Origin of the sequence: Aromatoleum aromaticum EbN1 (assembly GCF_000025965.1) — a bacterium.
In the GTDB taxonomy this organism is placed as follows: Bacteria; Pseudomonadota; Gammaproteobacteria; order Burkholderiales; family Rhodocyclaceae; genus Aromatoleum; species Aromatoleum aromaticum.
In genome coordinates, this window is record NC_006513.1 from 2,182,842 (window position 1) to 2,202,387 (window position 19,546).

A 19,546-nucleotide genomic window follows, 5' to 3' on the forward strand; every position below is an offset into this window, starting at 1 on the left:
ACAAAGTGAGCGTGGGGGTAGTTTCATCTCAGCCTCACTCGAAGCGCCGCCCGGGGTTGAACATGTCCTCGGGCAGGCGGATGCCGAACGAGCGCAGGCGTTCGGCGAAATGCGGGCGCACGCCGGTCGCGGTGAAGTAGCCCTGCACTTCGCCGGTCTCCGAAATGCCCGTCTGCCGGAACGCGAAGATCTCCTGCATCGTGATCATCTCGCCTTCCATACCGGTGATCTCCTGGATGCTGATGATCTTGCGCTTGCCGTCGGTGAGCCGGCTCGCCTGCACGATCAGGCCGATCGCGCTGGCGATCTGCGAGCGCGCGACTTTCGGCGGCAGGTTCGCGTCGGACATGCCGATCATGTTCTCCATGCGACCGAGCGCGTCGCGCGGCGTGTTCGCGTGCACCGTCGTCATCGAGCCTTCGTGGCCGGTGTTCATCGCCTGCAGCACGTCGAACGCCTCGGCGCCGCGCGTCTCGCCGAGGATGATCCGGTCCGGGCGCATGCGCAACGCGTTGCGCACCAGCGCCCGCTGCGACACTTCGCCCTTGCCTTCGATGTTCGGCGGCCGCGTCTCGAGCCGCACGACGTGCGGCTGCTGCAGCTGCAGCTCCGCCGCGTCCTCGATCGTGACGATGCGCTCGTCGGCGGGAATGTTCGCGGTGAGGATGTTCAGCAGCGTCGTCTTGCCGCTGCCGGTGCCGCCCGAGATCAGGATGTTCACTTTCGCGCGCGCGAGCCCCGCGAGGAGTTCGCCCATCTCCGGCGTCAGCGCCTTGAAGCCGATCAGCTTCTCCATCGTCAGCGGCACGGCGGCGAAACGGCGGATCGACACCACCGGTCCGTCGAGCGCGAGCGGCGGGATGATCGCGTTCACGCGCGAGCCGTCCGGCAGGCGCGCGTCGACCATCGGGCTCGATTCATCGACGCGCCGCCCGACGCGCGACACGATCTTGTCGATGATCTTCATCAGGTGCGCGTCGTCGCTGAACGTGACGGGGGTCAGCTCGATTTTGCCGTGCCGCTCGACGTAGATCTGCTGCGAGCCGTTGATCAGGATGTCCGACACCGTCGGGTCGGCGAGCAGCGGCTCGATCGGCCCGAGCCCGAGCATCTCGTACTGGATGTCGCGCACGAGGTCGCGCCGCTCGTTCGTGTTGATGACGACGTTTTCTTCGGCGAGCAGGCGCTCGACCATCAGCCGCAGCTCGTCGCGCAACTGGTCCGGCCCGAGGCTTTCCATCGCCTCGAGGTCGATGCGCGACAGCAGCAGCTGGTGGATGCGCATCTTCAGCGTCTGATACGCCTTGTTCGCGCGCGGGTCGGGCGCCGCCGCCGGACGCATCACGGTGTCTGTCGAGACCGATTCGAGGCGCTGTCGCAAGCTCATTTCACGTTCCTTTCAATAGTCATCCGCGTGCTGCGCTCAATGCGTCGCGAACAGGCGCGACAGCCAGCCCTTGCTCGCTTTTTCCGGGTCGTCGACGAGCGATTCGGCGATCTCGCGCAGCGCTTTCGTCACCGGGCTGTTCTTCGCCAGCCGCGCGATCGGCTCGCCCTGGTTCACCGACGCGGCGACCGTGTCGTAGCTGTTCGGCACCGTCTTGAACAGCTTCGCCTTCACCGTGCGCTCGACGTCCTGCAGGCTGATGTCGCTGTTCTTGTGCTGGCGATTGACGACCAACCCGACTTTCGACATCGGGTAGCCAAGCGACACGAACACCTCGACGAGCCGCTTCGCCTCGCGGATGAACGGCAGCGTGAGCTGCACCACCGGAAAGATCATGTCGGCCATGTCGAACGGCTTGAGGCTCACCGCGTCGAGCGAGCGGCCGACATCGACGATGACGAAATCGTAGTTCGTGCGCGCAACCTTGAGGATCGCCTCGACGTGCTCGGGGCGGACGTCGGTCGAGTGGGCCGGGTCGTCCGGCGCCGCGAGCAGGTGAAAGCCGGGCGCGACTTCGATCATCGCCGACTGCAGGAACGCGGCATCGAGCCGGTGGATTTGCTGGCACACCAGCGCCAGGTTGCTTGCCGGTTTCTGGTCGGTGACGTACATCGCCGCGTCGCCGAACTGCAGGTTCAGGTCGATCAGCGCGACGCGCTTGCCGTGCGCCGCTGCGAGGACCCAGGCGAGATTCGTCGCGAGAAAAGTCGCGCCGCTGCCGCCCTTGCAGGAAGTCAGGGCGAGGATCTTGCCGTTGGTCGCACTGCCGCCGCGCTTGCGCGTGATGCGTGCCAGCGCGGCATGCAATGCCTCGGGCGACGGCGAAATCGGCAGCACTTCGCGCACCCCCGCACGGAACGCCTGCAGCAGAAAATCCGACGACGTGTCGGCCGTGATGACGATCGGCTCGATCTGCGGGTAGCGCAGCGTCAGCTGTTCGAGCGCGCCGAGGTTCGCCGGGCGGAATGCGTCGAGCACGACGACGTCCGGCACCGTGCCATTGACGGCGCCGAGCGGTTCGCTCGACGTCGCGTGACCAACGGCGACGTCCATCGACTTGCCCGCCTGCGCGAGCGTTGCCCGCAGGCGTTCGGCGCTGTCGTGGTTGTCGGAAAGAATTCGGATTTTCATGACGTCCTCTGAACGCGGTAGCGGTGCGGTCAGCTGCCGCACACGGGATTGCCGGAACTGCTCATGCTTTCGCGCGGCAGCGTCGTCTGGAACGCCGGCAGGGGCACGGCAAGGGGAATGAATGGAATGATCGTCTGGTGCGTGTAATCCGACAGGCGCACCAGTACCGACTTACAGGTTGCGGCGTCGCAGGAAGCGTTAGGGGGATCGAGATAGTCGATTGTGATCGTCGCCGCTGCGAACGACGGCAACATCTGTCGCATGCGGGTCTCGACGATTGGGGCATCCTCCTTGTCGCAGACGACCGCAAGGCGCGCGCCGAGCCGGGTGGCTTCAGCGGCGGCATTCCAGGTCCACAGCATCCGCCCGAACTCCATGATGCCGATCAGCAAGGTGAAGAACAGCGCTGCAACCACCGCGAATTCGACCGCGGCGACTCCACCTTGCCGCTTCCTTCCGCCGCTTGTGATTCGCGAGTTCATAGCTGCGACCTCATCGTGACCGCAATGTTGTTGAAGGTGATGTCCGGCATCACGTATTCGACGACGGAGTTGTACGGATAGCCGCTGATCCGCACCGTCACCGTGTTGATCATCCCGGTTCCGGTCGTCACGGTGTTCTCGACGCCGGGGCAGCTGAGGATCGTGTCACAGGTCTGCACCATGCTTGTTTTCAGGTCGGGAGCCAGCGCCGGACCGTTGCAGTCAGGGTTGCCATGCACTGCCATGCACTTGGCGATCGCGTGTTCGACAGGATCCCCCGGCGTCTTTGCGGTCAGGTGGCGGGCAGCGTCTCGAACTGCCTTGGCCAACGTGTTGTACGAATAGATCGCGCGGCCGAACTCGGTGATGCCGAAGCCCAGCATCACCAGCGGGATCAGGAGAAACGCGAATTCGACGGCGACGACACCGCGCATGTGACGCATGGCTCGAATCCTCACTGGACCAAGGCGGGCACCAGCGGCCCGACCGAGGTTGAGCTGCCGACCGCGCCGGACGTGGCGCAGGGGCTGCCCGGTTCGTTCGACGCGCCGAGGTACTCGGCGCTGACGGTGACGTCGCTGCCGGCCTTCTTGTATGGCTCCAGCAGCAGGATGCAGGCATAGCCGCGGATTGGCGCGTGATGGCCGCCAGAGTCAAGGCTCCCCGCGCAGTCCTCGAGTAATGGGACGGTGACCAGGCGGCGGTCCGCGCCGAACGAGATCATCTGCGCGGTGCTGGCCTGGTTCGTGCCACTGGGCAGTTCGGAACTTTGTACCTGGAGGTGCGAACTGCGCGCCGCGACGAAGTTTGGCGTGCCCCCGGATGAGCCCTTGTACGCATCGCGGCCCAATGACCAGGTCGTCGTGTTGTAGGCCAGGCCGGTGAAGTCGGGCGGAGCGCTCTTCAGCTCGCCGTCCGTACAGGCACTTCCCTGACAGATGCCAAAGCGCGTGTTGAACGCCTGGCCGATACTAGTCTTCTGGCCGGCGTCGCCGACACAGCCAGGCGTCGGCGTCGAATTGCCGGAGGTAGGACAGGTGGACGGGCCGTTCGGCGGCAGATTGCATTGCCCCGCCCCCTCGAAGAGACACGAGAGTTCCTGGGCGCCCTTGCCGGAACAATTGGGCGTAGTCGTGCTCGGATCGAAGTCCACCCAGCGGAAATCGCCCGTCAGGTTTTCCATCGTACCGCCGCCGCTTTCCTTGAAGTTCATCGAGTACCAGTCGCCCTTGACGTAGCCGAAGTGCGGTGCCGAGCTGCTGGGGTGCGTGCATAGGCCCATCGGAATCGCGCAATTGTTCTGTGACGGGGCAAGGGTGGCGGTGGCAATGGCACTCACCGTCTGGTCGCCGAAGCCCATGACCTGCATGAACCACGGCGCTATTCCGTTTCGGGTAATCGTGCAGCGCACGTACTTCGAGTTGCCGGTCGCTCCCCCTGCGGGCAGCCAGGAACCAGCGAGCGAAGTCGAGAACGTCACGTCGATGTCCGCAGCTGCGATTGCGCCTCCCTGGAAATCGACGCGGTTCTCCGTGCCAACGGTCTTGCCGGCATTCTCGGCCCGCGTGAAGTTTTCCGGCGAAATCGGAGAGCCGGTCAGCTCGTAGGACGCGGCCAGCGCACAGGCATCGGCCCCGTTCTGCAACTCGGTCTTGGTCAGGTAGAGATGGCCGCCATCGAGTGCAAGGCCGGCGAAACCGACGAGCACCACGAGTGAAAGGGCTGTAATGATCGCGACCACCCCGCGCTGTGAATCACGATCCGCGTGACGATTCCGCATAGCGCCGCTCCCGTCCCTTATTTGTTACTGCCCCGAAGCGCCGACGCCGATCGTCATAATGCTCGGCTGCGGCTCGGGGTTCGTGAAGCTCTTCGCATACTCTCCCATCGCACCCTGCGCCGCCTTGCCGTCGATACCGGCGACGGGATCGGTGTTCTTCGACGCTTCAGGGGAGATGATTTGCTGCGCCGCGGCCACGCGTGCGGCTTCACCGAAGCGCGAATCCCAGTTCGGGGAGGTCGCGACGCAGCCGGTCAGGGCGAGCGTTGCGAGCGAGACAGTCAGTCTTGCGAATGCGTTCACGGTCTGCTCCTCATTTCGGTTCAAAGCCGCCGCGGGCGGAATTTTCCTCACCGGGCAAGAGATCAGGGTGGTCTGCCGGAGCGGGGCCCTTGCCTTCGAGTTTCCCGCGCCAGATCACGTCGCTGCGGCTCGGCTCGACGTAGTTGTCGGTCGGCAGCGCGTAGTCCTCGGGCAGCGGCTTGACCAGGCGCGGCGTGATGACGAACACCAGTTCGGAGCGGTCGGTCTGGAACTCGGTGCTGCGGAACAGTGCGCCGATGACCGGGAGTTCGCCGAGGAACGGGAAGGCCTTGATGTTGGTCGTCGTGTTGTTCTTGATCAGGCCGCCGATCGCGAAGCTCTGTCCGTCACGAAGCTGGACCGTCGTGAAGGCCCGGCGCGTCGTGAAGGACGGCAGGATCGCGAGGCCGTTCACCCCGGGCGCGGTCAGCCCGACGCCTTCGCGGTTCAACTCGGACACTTCGGGGCGCACGGCAAGGTTGATGCGGCCGCCTTCGAGCACCGTCGGGGTGAATTTGACGGAGACGCCGAACTCCTTCTCCTCAAGCGTCACCGTCCTCGTCCCGCCATCGTTTTGCGACACCGGGATGAAGATCTTGCCGCCGGCGAGGAAGCTGCCTTCCTGTCCGCTGATCGCCATCACCGTCGGTTCGGCGAGGATCTTCACCAAACCGTCGCTCTTCTGCGCATCGACGCCGATCAGCGTGCTGTTGCTGCCGGAGATCAGCGGGACCTTCGTTGCGTCGCCGCCGATCGTCGCGTCGCCGATCGGCGCCGTGATCGCGCTGGTGCCGCTGGCGTTGCTGATCGAATCGACGATGCCGCCACCGACCCGCGCGCCAACGGTTCCCGACACCTGTCCGCCGACCGGGCTTTTGCCGCCGAACACGCCGGACAGGAAGCGAATCATCGTGCCGTCCCCCGCGGCATAGGCGCGGGAGAAATCGATGCCGAAGCGGTCCATCACCGCTTTCGACACTTCGGCGACTTTCACTTCCAGCATCACCTGTTGAGGCGCTCCGACGCTCAGCATGTTGAGGACGCGAGCGTTGCGCCCGTTCTCTCCCCCGTCGCCATCGCGAACGTATGCCGATGCAATCTCCACGGCGCGATCGACTTTCGTCGCGTCGCTGACGGTCCCGGTCAGCACGAGCGAGTCGTACGCCGAACTCACCTTGATCCCAGTTTCGTCGGGCAGCAATGCCGTCAAGGCGCCTTGCACCGAAGTCACGTCCATCGCAACCGTGACGTCGAGCGCGGTGCAGCCGCCCGAGCGGTCGACGAGCACGACGTTCGTCGAGCCGACGCTCTTGCCGAGCAGGTAGATCTCGTTCGGGCTCAACAGCAGCACGTCGACCTGCGCGACGCCGGGCCGGCCGTCGCTCTGCTTGGCCTGCTGTCCGCCCTTGTCGTCCTTGGCAGGCTCCGCGCTCGGGCGCGCCGCCTGCGCATTGTCGGGGTTGCCGAGCAGGATGCGGGTGACCGGGACTTCGGGCCGGATCACCGACGACTTGCCGACCGGGATCGTGACCATCGGGGCGATTTCGACGCGTCCGCACGGCGAACCGTTGGTGGTCGCGACGGCGACCCTCGGCGTCGCGGAGGACGTGCCGATGGCTGCGTGCGTGGCGAGCGGTAGCAGCAGCGCCAGCGCTATGAAAGCTCCGGCCCGTATGGAACGATGAGGTTTGTACAGGTTTTTCGTGCTCATGATGTTCCCTGCGCTCGGCAATCGGTTGGAAGCGATTAGAAGCATTCGTTGACCTTGGAGACGCCGCGGATCACCTCGACGCAGACCTGCTGCTTCGGTGCGGGGGCAGGGGGTTTGGCCACAACCCGGCGCGGCGCGGCAGGCTTGACCGCCTGCGGCGCAGGCGTGACCGGCGCATCGTCCGGCGTGCGCAGCAGCATCGCCTTCGTGATGCCCGCAGTGTCCGTCGTGTTCGAGTCGATCTGGTTGCGCAGCACCAGCGACAGGTTGCCGACGCTGCGGGCGAGGTCGAGCCGCTCGGCCTGTTCGGGAGTCACTTCGAGCGTCACCGCGTTGACGACTTTCGGCTTCGTCTCGTCGCGGTTCGCTTCCTGCGCGACGGCGAGCACGAGGATGCGTTCGAGGACGATCTTCGAGATCATCTGGTCCGCGCTGTTGCGGTTCGCGCCGGTGTTTTCGGTGTTGACCATGATGTCGACGTAGTTGCCGGGGAGCGTAAAGCCGGCGACGCCGATGACGTCGTTGACGCGCACCGTGATCGCGCGCTTGCCTTCCGGCACGACTGCGGACAGGCCCCCTTTCGTGCCCTCCGGCGCAAGGCGCGATTCGAGCACCGGTTCACCGGGCTGGATGCCGGTGATCGCGACGCGGCCGTCGAGCTTCGCGAGGTCGTGGAACGCGCCGGCGGGGATGCTGCCCGACGGCCATTCGACGAGGCGGATCGCCTCCGGCGCAATGCGGCTGCCGAGCTGCAGCTCGACCGCCGCGACCGCGATGCGATTGCCGTCGCCGGCGGACTTCGCCTGCAGCCAGCGCGTGCCGAGCACGACCGCCGCAAGGCCGGCGAGCATCGCGACCAGAAGAAAGCCCATCCCTTTTGCCTTCATGTGAATCCCCTTGTTTCATGTCGCGGCACAAGCCCGACAAACGCGCAAAGCGCGGATGCTGCTCCGGTGAAAACCGGCGACCGCCAATGCAGCCGCCGGCCCCCCCTCCCCCGGTTCGCGCCCTATCGGGTCGCGAAGTAGTTATGCCAGGCCCAGTCCAGAGCTTCCGGCGTCAGACGCGCCGGTTCGTCGAGGTAGCGGGCGAGATCGGCGATCTGGTTCACCAGGTCGCGCGGGTAGCACGCGAGCAACGGCTGCCCGTGCGCCTTGTGGTAATCGTTCAACAGCATCTGGAACGCGGCTTCCTCGAACGGTACGCCGCGTTCCTCGCAAACACGTGTGAATATGTTCCTGTACTCGTCTTCATTCATCGGCCCGATGTGGATCTTGTAGCCGAGCCGGCGCAGGAAAGCCGGGTCGGCGACGTCGGCGGGCATCAGGTTCGTCGAGAACACCAGCACGACGTCGAACGGCAGCGCGAACTTCGTGCCGCTGTGCAGCGCGAGGTAGTCGTAATGCCGGTCCATCGGCACGATCCAGCGGTTCATCAGCTGCTCAGGCGTGACGATCTGCCGGCCGAGGTCGTCGACGACGAAAAGACCGTTGTTCGCCTTCACATGCGGCGGCGCCTGGTAGAAGCCGCTGCTCGCGTCGTAGTCGAGGTCGAGCATGCGCAGCGTCAGCTCGCCGCCGGTGATTGCGACCGGCCGCTTGCACCGCACCCAGCGCAGGTCCGGCCGCATCAGGTTGTCGAGCGCGGCAGGGCGGCGGTCGTCCTCGACCGGCGTGTGGATCAGCGGGTCGAACACCTGGATGACCTCGCTATCGACGAGGATCGCGTGCGGCACGGCGATGTCGCCATCGAGCAGCAGCGCGAGCCGCTCGGCGAGATAAGTCTTCCCGGCGCCGGCCGGGCCGTACAGGAACAGCGCGCGCCCCGACCCCATCGCCGCGCCGAGCTGGTCGCGCACTTCCGGCTTGATGATCAGGCCGCGGAATGCTTCGTTTACGCCGTCGCGCGTGACGCGCATCTTCGTCACCGACTGGCGCTCGACCTGCGCGACATACGCCGTAAGGCCGACCGGTGCCGCGCCGGCGTATTTGCAGCGGCCGAGGAATTCCGCGGCGCGGGCGCGGCCCGCATCGGTGAGTTCATACAGGATGTCGCCGTCCGTCTCGCCGCGGCGCATCACTTCACAGATCCGCTCGGCGCGCATGAACGCGAGCAGGCTTTCGAGTACGTTCGCCGGCAGCCGCAGTTGCTGCGACAGCTCGGTCAGGCGCATCTGGCCGCGCACGAATAAGAGCTTCGCCGCGAGTTCGACGAGGAACAGCAGCGGCAGCCCGGTTTCTTCGAGCGTGCGCGGCGCTCGCGGGAACGCGGCGGCTTCGTCGAGAGGGATCACGCGGGCGGCAGAAGGTGCATTCATGACGAGTTCCGGCAAGGTTCCATTCAGCTCAACGCCCAGCCGCCGGAGCGGACGAGGATCAGCTGCAGCACGACGCCGGCGGCGACCGCGACGGCATAGGGCATGCGCCCGGCGGTCTGCGCGAGCGGCTCGAAGCGCGGGCTGTCGCCGCCCGCGGCGCGCACCGCGCTGGTCGTCAGCATGAAGCGCAGGTTCAGTGCGAGCTGGGCAAAAGAGCGCTGCCACAGCGCCATGCCAAGCGCGAGTATGCCGCCGGCGGCGAACGTCAGGACGACGACGCCGAAAGTCTGCAGCGGACCGAGGAAGGCGCCGACCATCATCATTAATTTGACGTCACCGGCGCCCATTGCGCGCAAGAAGTAGAGCGGCAGCATTCCAGCTAGACCAACAGCGAGGCCTCCGAATGCGACGCTCACGCCGTCAATGCTATCTGCTGTGGCAAAGAGAGCAGCCCCGGGCAGATCAGCCATGTGCAAAACGAATCCCGATACGAGCCCAGCTAGAATCAGCCGATTTGGAATTCGCCGAGTCAGAAGGTCGGTAATTACTGCAGCGAGGAGTAACGCAAGGAGAGTTGTTGTAGCGATCATGGTGGCGTAACGATCTTCGTAATGCGTCCGCTCTCGTGCGGCTCGCGAATGGGAACGCCTTCTTGGTTATGTGGCTCGAATGGACGATTCGAGGGGTTCCAGCACGACCATCGCCTTCATCAAGAGGACGCCAGACCTCCGGCTACTAACCGGAGGTGCCGTCGCTTAGGCGGCAACGAGCTTTCCTGCAATGAAGTTGAACACGTCATTGAGCTTTGTACCGAGTGCGCCGGCACCAACGATGATCGCTAGCGCAACTAACGAGGCGATCAAACCGTACTCGATTGCAGTGACACCATCTTCATCCACAATGAATTGCTGAAGCATTTTCAACATGACCATCTCCTTTATCGAGACAACGCCGGACCCCCGGCTACTAACTGCACCGGAGGTCCGTTCGGTCAGGCGGCAACGAGCTTCCCCGCAATGAAGTTGAACATGGTATTCAGCTTTGTACCGAGTGCGCCGGCGCCGACGATGATCGCGAGCGCAATCAACGAGGCGAGCAATCCATATTCGATTGCGGTCACTCCCTCGTCATCACGAACGAACTGCTTCATCATTTCCAGCATGGTCATCTCCTTCATTTAGAAAAAAACGCCGGACCTCCCGGCAACCAACCGGAGCGGGAGGCCCGTTCCGGAAAACTGCTGCGAGGTTTTCGGCCTCGCAGTGAAATCCTTGCTCGCTCAGGACACCGCGGCCGAAACCTTGTCCGCGACATCGCCGTAAAGTGTCTCGACACTGCTGCCGAGCAAGCTGACCGAAACCACGATCGCGCCGAAAATCAGCGCCGCTAGCAGCGCATATTCGATCGACGTGACGCCGTCCTGGTCTTCGATGAACCCTTTCAGCAACTCGACAATCCGCTCGGTCTTCATCGCTTTCATCCTGTCCTGCGGCTTGACTTCAGATTAGGCGCCGAGCGGTTCGGCAACATCCGCAATTGCGCCCCTTTTTAGTAGTCATATGCGCCGCAGGTGCTTGTGACATTTGTCATGCCTTGGGAGGCGGCGTCGGGGCGGCCGGGATGACGATCGGCGCTGCCTCGAATTCTTTCTCGACGAAAGCCGTGAATGGCCGCCGCCGAGGTCACGGAAGCGTTCACGTCAGGCTCCTCCGAATCGAACCTCGCCGCTTCGTCCCGGTTTTCAAGCATCGGCATCCGCAGCAGAACCAGCACCGCAATGACGATTTCAGCGAGGCTGAACAACAGCTTGCTCGTCATGCCCGTTTCGGCGAACGCGCCGAGGTGTGAGATCGCGAACAGCAGCAGCAGCGCGGAGGAAATCGCGCCGAGCGTGGACTGGGTTTGCGGCGACAAGCTGTTTTCCTGCGAGGGCGTCACGGTCATGTCTCCTGAAGCCGGGCGGGAATGACGGTCGAAAACGACCGTCGATGCACCTTCGGGATGCGCGGGGAGCAGGGGCGAGGGTTTCAGCTACCGTTCGCCCGCTGCCCGTTTGGCATTTCCTTCATGTTCCCCCGCGGTTCCGGATTCGGCATCGGCTGATGCGACTAACCGGCGTGGGCGCGTTCGACCGGTTGCACCCGTGACAATTGTCACGGGCTCCGGCGGTTCAGAGCGACGCGAGGCGGATCGCGGCGATCAGTTCATCGCCGGGCGCGGTCTTCGAAACGAAGCCGGCTGCGCCGAGGCGCTGCGCGCGCAGACGCGCACGCGGTTCGCCGAGGCACGTGAAGACGACGACGGCGGCGTTGCAGCAGATGCGGAACAGCGGGATCAGCACGAGGCCATCGTCGCCGCCCAGGTCCGCATCGAGGACGATGACGTGCGGACGAACAGTTCGCGCGAGTTCGAGCGCCTGCCGGACGGAGCGGGCTTGTCCGGTCACGCGCATCCGCGGGGCTTCGCTCTCGATCAGCGCGGTCACCCCCGACAGGATCACGCGCTGATCGTCGACGAGCAGAATTTCGATCGGCGGAGCCAAAGCGCTCGACAAGATGGCGTGCTCCACGCGTGCGGCGACGGCCGCGAAGATTCAACGATACCGGTGGCCCGACAAGGTGCGCATGGGAGAACTCGACTGCAAGAGGCATGACAACGCGACCGGGAGGCGCAGCGTTGGAAGCGGAGGAGTGCGGCGTCGGGACGCGCTTCGGGCATGGCGGCGCGCGGGGACTGCAGCGGGGCACAGGTCGAGCAGGAGGTGTCGGTAACGTCCCCGCGGGGGCACGGGCAGCGTCAGCAGGGGGGCGAAGACTTCGGGGAGACTGCGGGTGTCGATCATCCCGACGCCCCCGGCGTCACGAATTCACCAGCCCGATCCCGCGTTCCTTCGCATAGACGTACAGTTCGAGCCGGCCGCGCAGTTCGAGCTTGTGGTAGATCACGGTGAGGTGGTTGCGCAGCGTGTGTTCGCTGATGCTGAGGCTTTCGGCGAGGATCAGGCTCTTGGCGCCTTTGTGGCGGACGACGGTCGCGATGACTTCGAGTTCCTTCGGCGTCAGGCTCGAGATCTTCGCGCTGTGCTCGTCCGGCGGCGGATTTCCGCCCTTGAGCCTGTCCATGATGTCGCCGATCAGCGCGCGATTGATCCACACGTCGCCTTCGTGGACTTTCTCGATCGCGCGCAACAGCACGTCCACCGGCTCTTCCTTCCGGACGACGCCGCGCGCGCCGGCCATGACGACGCGGCGATGCGCGTCGGCGTCGCGCGCGCCGGTCAGCACCAGCACGCGGGCGCTGAGGGTCTGGTGCAATTCGGCGAGCGCGGCGGCCGAATCGACGCCGCCCAGATCGAGGTCGAGCACGATCACGTCGGCGTTGCGGCTTTCGGGGTCGACGAGCAGCTCCATGATGCTTGTCGCGCTGCCCACCAGCTGCATGCGCTCGGCCCCTGTGATCAGGCGCTCGAGCCCCCACAGGGTCGTTCGGTGATCGTCGACGAGGAAGACCCGGATGGCACGCTCGGTGGTGATTATCATGGTTGGCCGTGCTCGGGATGGGTTGGGATGGAGATGATCAGATCAGTCAGGCCGGGTCGCTGTCGCTCGACTACTGCACGGCCGTGGAGCGATTCGGCGCGTTCGACGATCGAGCGCGGGATGAACGGCGGAGGAGGGGCGTGCGGGTCGTGCGCGTTCGTGATCCGCAGCGAACAGGAGCCGGCCTGTGCGCGAACGAGGATTTCGGCGCGGCTCGCGTCGGTGTGGCGGCGAATGTTCGTCAGCGCTTCGCCGACCATCGGAAAAATCGCCGCGGCGAGGCTGCGGCGCACCGGCAGTTCGCCTTCGCAATCCACCGCCACTTCGATCCCGAACAGCTCGGAAAATCGCTTGGCCTGCCGCCGCAGCGCCGGCGCGAGCGCGTCGTCGGCGCCACATGCGCCCGCCCGCATGTCCGTCACAAGCTCGCGCAGGTTGTGCAGCTCGCTGATGGCGACGTCCTTCAACGCGTGGATGTCGTGGTGCAGCGGGTTGTCGGGGGCGGCTTTGCGGACGAGCGCTTCGATGCCGTACTTCAGCCCGAGGTAGGGCTGGATCGCGGTGTCGTGGAGATCGCGGCCGATGCGCGCGCGTTCGGTCGCCATTGCGGCTTCGGTGAGCCGCTCCAGGAGGCCCGCGTTTTCGATGACGGGGGCGAGCTGCTCCATCACCCCGTACAGCAGTTCGGCGTCGCGCGCGCGATAGCGCCGGTACCGCGACTCGAGCAGCAGCCGGCACGGGTGCGGCGCACGGCGACAAATCGGCATCGCGACCATCGACCGGGCGTCAAGGAGCTCGGCGAGGTGTTCGGCCGCTGGCCGGGCAGCGCTGCTCGGCCCTTTGGTTTCGAGGTCGAAGCCGCTGTGATGACGCAGCGGGAGGCGGCCGAGGTGGCCGAGATGATGCACGGCCGCGATGTGGGATGGCAGGCGACCCAGCGACTCGACCAGGCGGGTGTGCAGTTCGCCCGACAGCTCGTTCACGTTGCCGCTGGCGTCGCAATCGAACAGGCGCGGCTCGCTGTCGGGGAGCCACAGCAGAATCAGGCCTCGATCGGCGTCGAAATGGTGCGTCAGTGCGCGCAGCGTCGTCTCCGCGACGCGCCGCACTCCCAAGCGCGGGTCCAGCTGCCCGAGCAGGCGGTCGGCGACTGTCAGCTGCTCGTTCATCTGCATGCCGGCTCGCGCGAGAGCGGCCACGAGGGGGCCGAGAACGAGCAGCGACAGCGGCTGCAGCATCGCGCCCTGCCACGGGATGTCGCCATACCCGCTGCGGAGGATCAACTGGGCTGCGGCGACTGCGGCGGCGAACAGCGAAACCAGCAGGCCGGAGACGAAGCCGAAGCTCAGCGATGCGAACAGGACCGGAAAGAGCAGCAGCAGGACGAACAGGCTGCTTTGCGCCTCGGCGAGCCACGCGAAAAGCAGGATCCATCCCGCATCGACCCACGACGTGACGCGCGGCAGAACCGGGCGGTTGCCACGGGTTTCGACCCAGCACAGCCAGCCCGCATAGACGGCGTAGCCGAGGGCCGCGAGCGCGGCCGGCGTGCGTCCCGCGCCCGACAGCGAGAGGGCTTCCGTTGCGGCGACGATCGCGACAATGACGCGTATGTTCGCAAGGATCCGCCGCAGCTCGGGATTCAGGTGCAGGCCGCCGTTTGCGACGCCAGGCGGGAGCACCGCCGGCGAGGTGGCGCTGCTGGTGTCCATCCTTGGAGTTCTCCCATCGGTCATGGCTTTTTTCGTGCATATGTCGGGAGCAATTGCCCCGTCTGCCGAATGTCAGCATATTAAGGCATTCTGGCGTTGCATATCCTTACAATAAAATCCAGGCGGGAAATGAAACGGCTATTGGGGAATCCCGGCCGGCAGCGCGCGTCAAACTGCCCGGGGCCGGGAAACGGCCGGGAGACGATGATGAAAGCCACGCGTACCGAAACCGATTCGATGGGGCCCGTTGAAGTCGCGGCGGACCGTTACTGGGGAGCCCAGACCGAACGCTCGGTCGCGCATTTCCCGATCGGCACCGACCGCTTCCGCTGGGGGCGGGCGATGATCCGTGCGCTGGGCATCCTGAAAAAGGCGGCAGCACGAGCGAATGCAGAACTCGGCGAGTTGGCCCCGGAAGTCGCGGCGCTGATCGAGCGCGCCGCGGACGAAGTCATCGACGGCACGCTCGATGCGCACTTCCCGCTGGTCGTGTTCCAGACCGGCTCCGGCACGCAATCGAACATGAACGCGAACGAGGTCATCGCGAACCGCGCGATCGAACTGGCCGGCGGGGAGCTGGGCTCGAAGCGTCCGGTGCATCCGAACGACCACGTGAACCGCGGCCAGTCATCGAACGACACGTTCCCCACCGCGATGCATGTCGCGGCAGTCGAGCAGCTGCACGACCGCCTGCTGCCCGCCGTGGGGCGGCTGCGCGGCACGCTCGCCGACAAGGCGAAGGAATTCAGCGACGTCGTCAAGACCGGGCGCACGCACCTGCAGGACGCGACGCCGATCACGCTCGGGCAGGAGATCGGGGCGTGGGTTGCGCAGCTCGATTTCGGCATCGTGGCGGTCGAAAGCGCGCTGCCGGGGCTGTACGACCTGGCGATCGGCGGCACCGCGGTCGGTACCGGGCTTAACGCCCATCCGCGTTTCGGCGACCGCGCGGCGGCGGAGATCGCCACGCTCACCGGACGCCCGTTTCGTAGCGCGCCGGACCGCTTCTTCGCGCTCGCCGCGCACGACGCGCTGGTGCAGGCGTCGGCGGCGATGCGCACCCTTGCGGGCGGCCTGATGAAGATGGCGAACGACGTGCGCTGGCTAGCGAGCGGGCCGCGCTGCGGCATCGGCGAGCTGACGATCCCCGAGAACGAGCCGGGGTCGTCGATCATGCCGGGAAAAGTCAATCCGACGCAGTGCGAGGCGCTGACGATGGTGTGCGTGCAGGTGTTCGGCAACGACGCGGCAGTCGCTTTCGCCGGCACGCAGGGGAATTTCCAGCTGAATGTCTATAAGCCGGTGATGGCGCACAACGTACTGGAGAGCATCGCGCTGCTCGCGGACAGCTGCGACGCGTTCGACGCGCACTGCGCGCGCGGCCTGCTGCCGAACCTGCCGCGCATCCGCGAGAATCTCGAAAAGAACCTGATGCTGGTGACGGCGCTGAATCGCGAGATCGGCTATGACCGTGCCGCCGAGATCGCGAAGAAGGCGCACAAGGAAGGCCTGTCGCTGCGCGAGGCGGCGCTCGCGTCGGGCTACGTCGGCCCGGAGGAGTTCGATCTGTGGGTCGACGCGGAAGCGATGACGCGGCCTGGCGCGTGAGGCGCCATTGTCGCGCAGTCAGGCGACCTTGTTCTTCGCCTTCGCGATCCGTGCGAGGGCTGCGCGCCCGCTGTCGATATGGGCGCGCATCAGCAGTTCCGCCCGCTCCGCATCGCGTTCGGCGAGCGCGGCGAGAATGCCGCGGTGCTCGGCAAGCGACTGTTCGAGCCGCCCTTCGCTGAACAGCGAATGGTGGCGCGACAGCTTGATGACTTTGCGCAGGTCCTCGATGACCTGCAGCAGCCAGCGGTTGTCGGTGATTTTCTGCAGCGCCTGGTGGAAAGCCTGGTTCGCTTCGAAATAGCCGTCGATGTCCCCCCCGACGGCAGCTTTCTCCAGTTTTTCGTGGATTTTCCGCAGCCGCTCGAGATCGGCGTCCGTTGCCTTGCGGGCGGTGATATGCGCGCACTGGCCTTCGAGCAGCGCCATGACGGTGAAAATCTCGTCGAGATCGCGTTCCGAGATTTCGGTGACGTAGCAGCCGCGGCGCGGCTTGAGAGTGACGAGCCCTTCGGACGCAAGCACTTTGAGCGCTTCGCGCAACGGCGTGCGGGATATGCCGTAGTCGTCGGCCAGCGCCTGCTCGTCCACCCATGTGCCGGGGGCGAGATCGTGCGAATAGATACGCTGGCGAAGCCGCTCGGCGACCTCCTGGTAGAGGGCGAGCGGAGCGATGCGGGAGGCGGGCATAAGCGATTCACTGCAGAGGTGGGAGCGCTTCCGCAGCCATGCTCCGCGGAAGTTGCACTCATAATTATGGATAAAGTATTATTCCATGGTCGGCACAAGTCAACTTCCGGCGCGCGGCGTAGCATGGGAGTGCCAAGGGTTCAGCGATGTGCTGAACCTGCGGCAAGGGAAGGGAGAGCGCTACGCTGCAGGCAGCAGGAGCGTCGACGGCCGCCCGCGAGCTTCGTGCCGCGGGCGGTCTCGTCGTCGCCAGTTCGTTGTTGTCCCGGGTTTTATCGGGTTTCGACCCGGTTCGCGTTTTACCGAATATCGCACGGCCGCTTTTTGCGGCCCTGAACAGAGAGGGTTTGTCATGTCGAACGCCAAGATGCCGGCGTACCCCCAGCCGGATATGGATGCCTGGAAGAAGGCCGCGGCGAAGCACGCGCCTGACGGCGACATCGAAAAGCTGAACTGGATCACCCCCGAAGGGATCGCGGTGAAGCCGCTGTATACGAAAGCGGACGTCGCCGAGCTGCCGCACACCGACACGCTGCCGGGCTTCGAGCCTTTCCTGCGCGGGCCGCAGCCGACGATGTACGCGGTCAAGCCGTGGACGATCCGCCAGTACGCCGGCTTCTCGACCGCCGAGGAATCGAACGCGTTCTATCGCAAGGCGCTTGCTGCCGGCGGCCAGGGCGTGTCGGTCGCGTTCGACCTCGCGACGCACCGCGGCTACGATTCCGACCATCCCCGCGTCACCGGCGACGTCGGCAAGGCCGGGGTCGCGATCGACTCGGTCGAAGACATGAAGATCCTCTTCGACAGCATTCCGCTCGACAAGGTGTCGGTGTCGATGACGATGAACGGCGCCGTGCTGCCAATCCTCGCCGGCTACATCGTCGCCGCCGAGGAGCAGGGCGTGCCGCAGGACAAGCTGTCCGGGACCATCCAGAACGACATCCTCAAGGAGTTCATGGTCCGCAATACCTATATCTATCCGCCGACGCCGTCGATGAAGATCATCGCCGACATCTTCCAGTACACGTCGTCGCACATGCCGAAGTTCAACTCGATCTCGATCTCCGGCTACCACATCCAGGAAGCCGGCGCGAACCAGGCGATCGAGCTCGCGTTCACGCTCGCCGATGGCATGGAATACGTGCGCACCGGCATCGCGTCGGGGATGGACGTCGACACCTTTGCCGGCCGGCTGTCGTTCTTCTGGGCGGTCGGCATGAACTTCTATCTCGAAGTCGCGAAGATGCGCGCGGCGCGCCTGTTGTGGTGGCGGATCATGAAGCAGTTCGAGCCGAAGAGCGCGAAGTCGATGATGCTGCGCACGCACTCGCAGACCTCGGGCTGGTCGCTGACCGAGCAGGACCCGTACAACAACGTCGTGCGCACGACGATCGAGGCGATGGCGGCCGTCTTCGGCGGCACGCAGTCGCTGCACACGAACGCGCTCGACGAGGCGATCGCGCTGCCGACCGAGTTCTCGGCACGGATCGCACGCAACACGCAGATCATCATCCAGGAAGAGACGCACATCTGTAACGTCGTCGACCCTTGGGCGGGCTCCTACATGATGGAGAAGCTCACGCAGGACATGGCCGACCAGGCGTGGGCGCTGATCGAGGAAATCGAGGCGATGGGCGGCATGACGAAAGCCGTCGAGTCGGGCTGGGCGAAGATGAAAGTCGAGGAGTGCGCGGCCGAGAAGCAGGCGCGCATCGACTCGGGCAAGGACGTCATCGTCGGCGTGAACAAGTACAAGCTCGCGAAGGAAGACCCGATCGAGATCCTCGACATCGACAACCACGCGGTGCGCGATTCGCAGATCGCGCGGCTGAAGCAGATCCGCGCGGCGCGCGACGCGGCGGCGGTGAAAGCGGCGCTCGACGCGCTGACCGCGTGCGCCGAGGCCGGGCAGAACGGCAACCTGCTCGACCTCGCGGTGAAAGCGATGCGCGTGCGCGCGACGGTCGGCGAAGTGTCGGATGCGCTCGAGAAAGTGTTCGGCCGCTACCGCGCGAACCCGCAGGCGGTGTCTGGGGTGTATGGCGCGGTCGTCGAGAACGATGCGGACTGGAAAGCGCTGAAAGCCGACATCGAAGCGTTCGTCGCCGAAGAAGGCCGCCGCCCGCGCATCATGATCGCGAAGCTCGGCCAGGACGGCCACGACCGCGGCGCGAAAGTCGTCGCATCGGCGTTCGCCGACCTCGGCTTCGACATCGACATCGGCCCGCTCTTCCAGACGCCGGAAGAGGCCGCACGCCACGCGGTCGAGAACGATGTCCACGCGATCGGCTGCTCGAGCCTCGCCGCCGGCCACAAGACGCTCGTGCCGGAGATCATCGACGGCCTGAAGCAGCTCGGCGCCGGCGACATCGTCGTCTTCGTCGGCGGCGTGATCCCCGCGCAGGACTACGACGGGCTGTACGCGGCCGGCGCGAAAGGCATTTTCGGCCCGGGCACGCCGATCCAGACCGCGGCGCGCGAAGTGCTGAAGCAGATCCGCGCGGCGAAGGTGGCAGCGTAAGACGGCGATCGCAGTGCAATTTGCAACGGGAGGAAGTCATGGATGCGAAACTGCTGGAGCGGATCACCCTCGAGCCCGGCAAGCGGGGCGGCAAACCTTGCCTCCGGGGAATGCGGATCACCGTTTATGACATTCTCGGTTGGCTCGCTTCGGGAATGTCGGCGGAGGAGATCCTCGCGGATTACCCTGAGCTGGAAGCGCTCGATGTGACTGTCTGCCTTGCTTTTGCCGCCGAACGTGAACAGCGCGTCAGTCGGGTGGCAGTGTGAAGCTGCTGCTTGAACGGCTGATTACGCGGAGCGGTG

Annotated in this window: 21 protein-coding genes; 3 read left to right on the forward strand and 18 right to left on the reverse strand. The window is 65.4% G+C overall.

What is annotated here, in order from left to right; all coding sequences use genetic code 11:
- Positions 1-34 precede the first annotated feature (34 nt).
- The 17 genes from EBN1_RS10335 to EBN1_RS10415 form a co-directional block, all read right to left on the reverse strand.
- Positions 35-1,387 (reverse strand): TadA family conjugal transfer-associated ATPase, encoded by a 1,353-nt coding sequence (locus tag EBN1_RS10335; RefSeq protein ID WP_011237903.1) that lies wholly within the window; start codon positions 1,385-1,387, stop codon positions 35-37.
- 36 nt (positions 1,388-1,423) lie between these two features.
- Positions 1,424-2,578 (reverse strand): CpaE/TadZ family protein, encoded by a 1,155-nt coding sequence (locus EBN1_RS10340; RefSeq protein WP_011237904.1) that lies wholly within the window; start codon positions 2,576-2,578, stop codon positions 1,424-1,426.
- A 29-nt stretch (positions 2,579-2,607) separates the two neighbouring features.
- Complete coding sequence (locus EBN1_RS10345; RefSeq protein WP_011237905.1) at positions 2,608-3,060, reverse strand: TadE family protein; 453 nt, start codon at positions 3,058-3,060, stop codon at positions 2,608-2,610.
- On the reverse strand, positions 3,057-3,503 hold the full coding sequence (locus EBN1_RS10350; protein ID WP_011237906.1) for a TadE/TadG family type IV pilus assembly protein: 447 nt from the start codon (positions 3,501-3,503) through the stop codon (positions 3,057-3,059). Before EBN1_RS10350 ends, EBN1_RS10345 begins: the two co-directional genes overlap by 4 nt.
- 11 nt (positions 3,504-3,514) lie before the next feature.
- Complete coding sequence (locus tag EBN1_RS10355; protein WP_011237907.1) at positions 3,515-4,840, reverse strand: pilus assembly protein TadG-related protein; 1,326 nt, start codon at positions 4,838-4,840, stop codon at positions 3,515-3,517.
- 24 nt (positions 4,841-4,864) lie between these two features.
- Positions 4,865-5,143, reverse strand: coding sequence for a hypothetical protein (locus EBN1_RS10360; protein ID WP_011237908.1), 279 nt, complete (start codon positions 5,141-5,143; stop codon positions 4,865-4,867).
- Positions 5,144-5,153: 10 nt separating this feature from the next.
- Positions 5,154-6,854: a type II and III secretion system protein family protein gene (locus EBN1_RS10365; protein ID WP_011237909.1), complete on the reverse strand. Its 1,701-nt coding sequence runs from the start codon at positions 6,852-6,854 to the stop codon at positions 5,154-5,156.
- Positions 6,855-6,889: 35 nt separating this feature from the next.
- Positions 6,890-7,741 carry a Flp pilus assembly protein CpaB gene (gene cpaB, locus EBN1_RS10370; RefSeq protein WP_011237910.1) on the reverse strand — a complete coding sequence of 284 codons (852 nt, stop codon included), beginning with the start codon at positions 7,739-7,741 and terminating at the stop codon, positions 6,890-6,892.
- A 122-nt stretch (positions 7,742-7,863) separates the two neighbouring features.
- Positions 7,864-9,171, reverse strand: a complete 1,308-nt coding sequence (locus EBN1_RS10375) for a P-loop NTPase family protein (RefSeq protein WP_011237911.1) — start codon at positions 9,169-9,171, stop codon at positions 7,864-7,866.
- A 23-nt stretch (positions 9,172-9,194) separates the two neighbouring features.
- Complete coding sequence (locus EBN1_RS10380; RefSeq protein WP_011237912.1) at positions 9,195-9,761, reverse strand: A24 family peptidase; 567 nt, start codon at positions 9,759-9,761, stop codon at positions 9,195-9,197.
- Between the two features lie 165 nt (positions 9,762-9,926).
- Positions 9,927-10,097: a Flp family type IVb pilin gene (locus tag EBN1_RS10385; protein WP_011237913.1), complete on the reverse strand. Its 171-nt coding sequence runs from the start codon at positions 10,095-10,097 to the stop codon at positions 9,927-9,929.
- Between the two features lie 65 nt (positions 10,098-10,162).
- Positions 10,163-10,333, reverse strand: a complete 171-nt coding sequence (locus EBN1_RS10390; protein WP_011237914.1) for a Flp family type IVb pilin — start codon at positions 10,331-10,333, stop codon at positions 10,163-10,165.
- Between the two features lie 117 nt (positions 10,334-10,450).
- Positions 10,451-10,651 (reverse strand): Flp family type IVb pilin, encoded by a 201-nt coding sequence (locus tag EBN1_RS10395; protein WP_011237915.1) that lies wholly within the window; start codon positions 10,649-10,651, stop codon positions 10,451-10,453.
- 68 nt (positions 10,652-10,719) lie between these two features.
- Entirely contained in the window at positions 10,720-11,115 is a 396-nt protein-coding gene (locus EBN1_RS10400) for a hypothetical protein (protein WP_041646182.1), read from the reverse strand.
- A 226-nt stretch (positions 11,116-11,341) separates the two neighbouring features.
- Positions 11,342-11,725: a response regulator gene (locus EBN1_RS10405; protein WP_241762720.1), complete on the reverse strand. Its 384-nt coding sequence runs from the start codon at positions 11,723-11,725 to the stop codon at positions 11,342-11,344.
- 304 nt (positions 11,726-12,029) lie between these two features.
- A complete protein-coding gene (locus tag EBN1_RS10410; RefSeq protein ID WP_011237918.1) occupies positions 12,030-12,710 on the reverse strand; it encodes a response regulator in 681 nt (226 codons plus the stop codon).
- A complete protein-coding gene (locus tag EBN1_RS10415; RefSeq protein WP_011237919.1) occupies positions 12,707-14,422 on the reverse strand; it encodes a sensor histidine kinase in 1,716 nt (571 codons plus the stop codon). The genes EBN1_RS10410 and EBN1_RS10415 overlap by 4 nt, the downstream gene beginning before the upstream one ends.
- A 207-nt stretch (positions 14,423-14,629) precedes the next feature.
- Here EBN1_RS10415 and fumC point away from each other — a divergent pair, with 207 nt between their 5' ends.
- Entirely contained in the window at positions 14,630-16,030 is a 1,401-nt protein-coding gene (gene fumC / locus EBN1_RS10420) for a class II fumarate hydratase (protein ID WP_011237920.1), read from the forward strand.
- A gap of 18 nt (positions 16,031-16,048) precedes the next feature.
- Here the strand turns inward: fumC and EBN1_RS10425 are convergent, their stop codons facing one another.
- Positions 16,049-16,720 (reverse strand): GntR family transcriptional regulator, encoded by a 672-nt coding sequence (locus tag EBN1_RS10425; protein ID WP_011237921.1) that lies wholly within the window; start codon positions 16,718-16,720, stop codon positions 16,049-16,051.
- Between the two features lie 352 nt (positions 16,721-17,072).
- Between EBN1_RS10425 and scpA the strand changes: the two genes are divergently transcribed.
- Together scpA and EBN1_RS10435 are read left to right on the forward strand one after the other, a co-directional pair.
- On the forward strand, positions 17,073-19,241 hold the full coding sequence (gene scpA, locus EBN1_RS10430) for a methylmalonyl-CoA mutase (protein ID WP_011237922.1): 2,169 nt from the start codon (positions 17,073-17,075) through the stop codon (positions 19,239-19,241).
- Positions 19,242-19,279: 38 nt separating this feature from the next.
- Positions 19,280-19,510: a DUF433 domain-containing protein gene (locus tag EBN1_RS10435; RefSeq protein ID WP_011237923.1), complete on the forward strand. Its 231-nt coding sequence runs from the start codon at positions 19,280-19,282 to the stop codon at positions 19,508-19,510.
- Positions 19,511-19,546 lie beyond the last annotated feature (36 nt).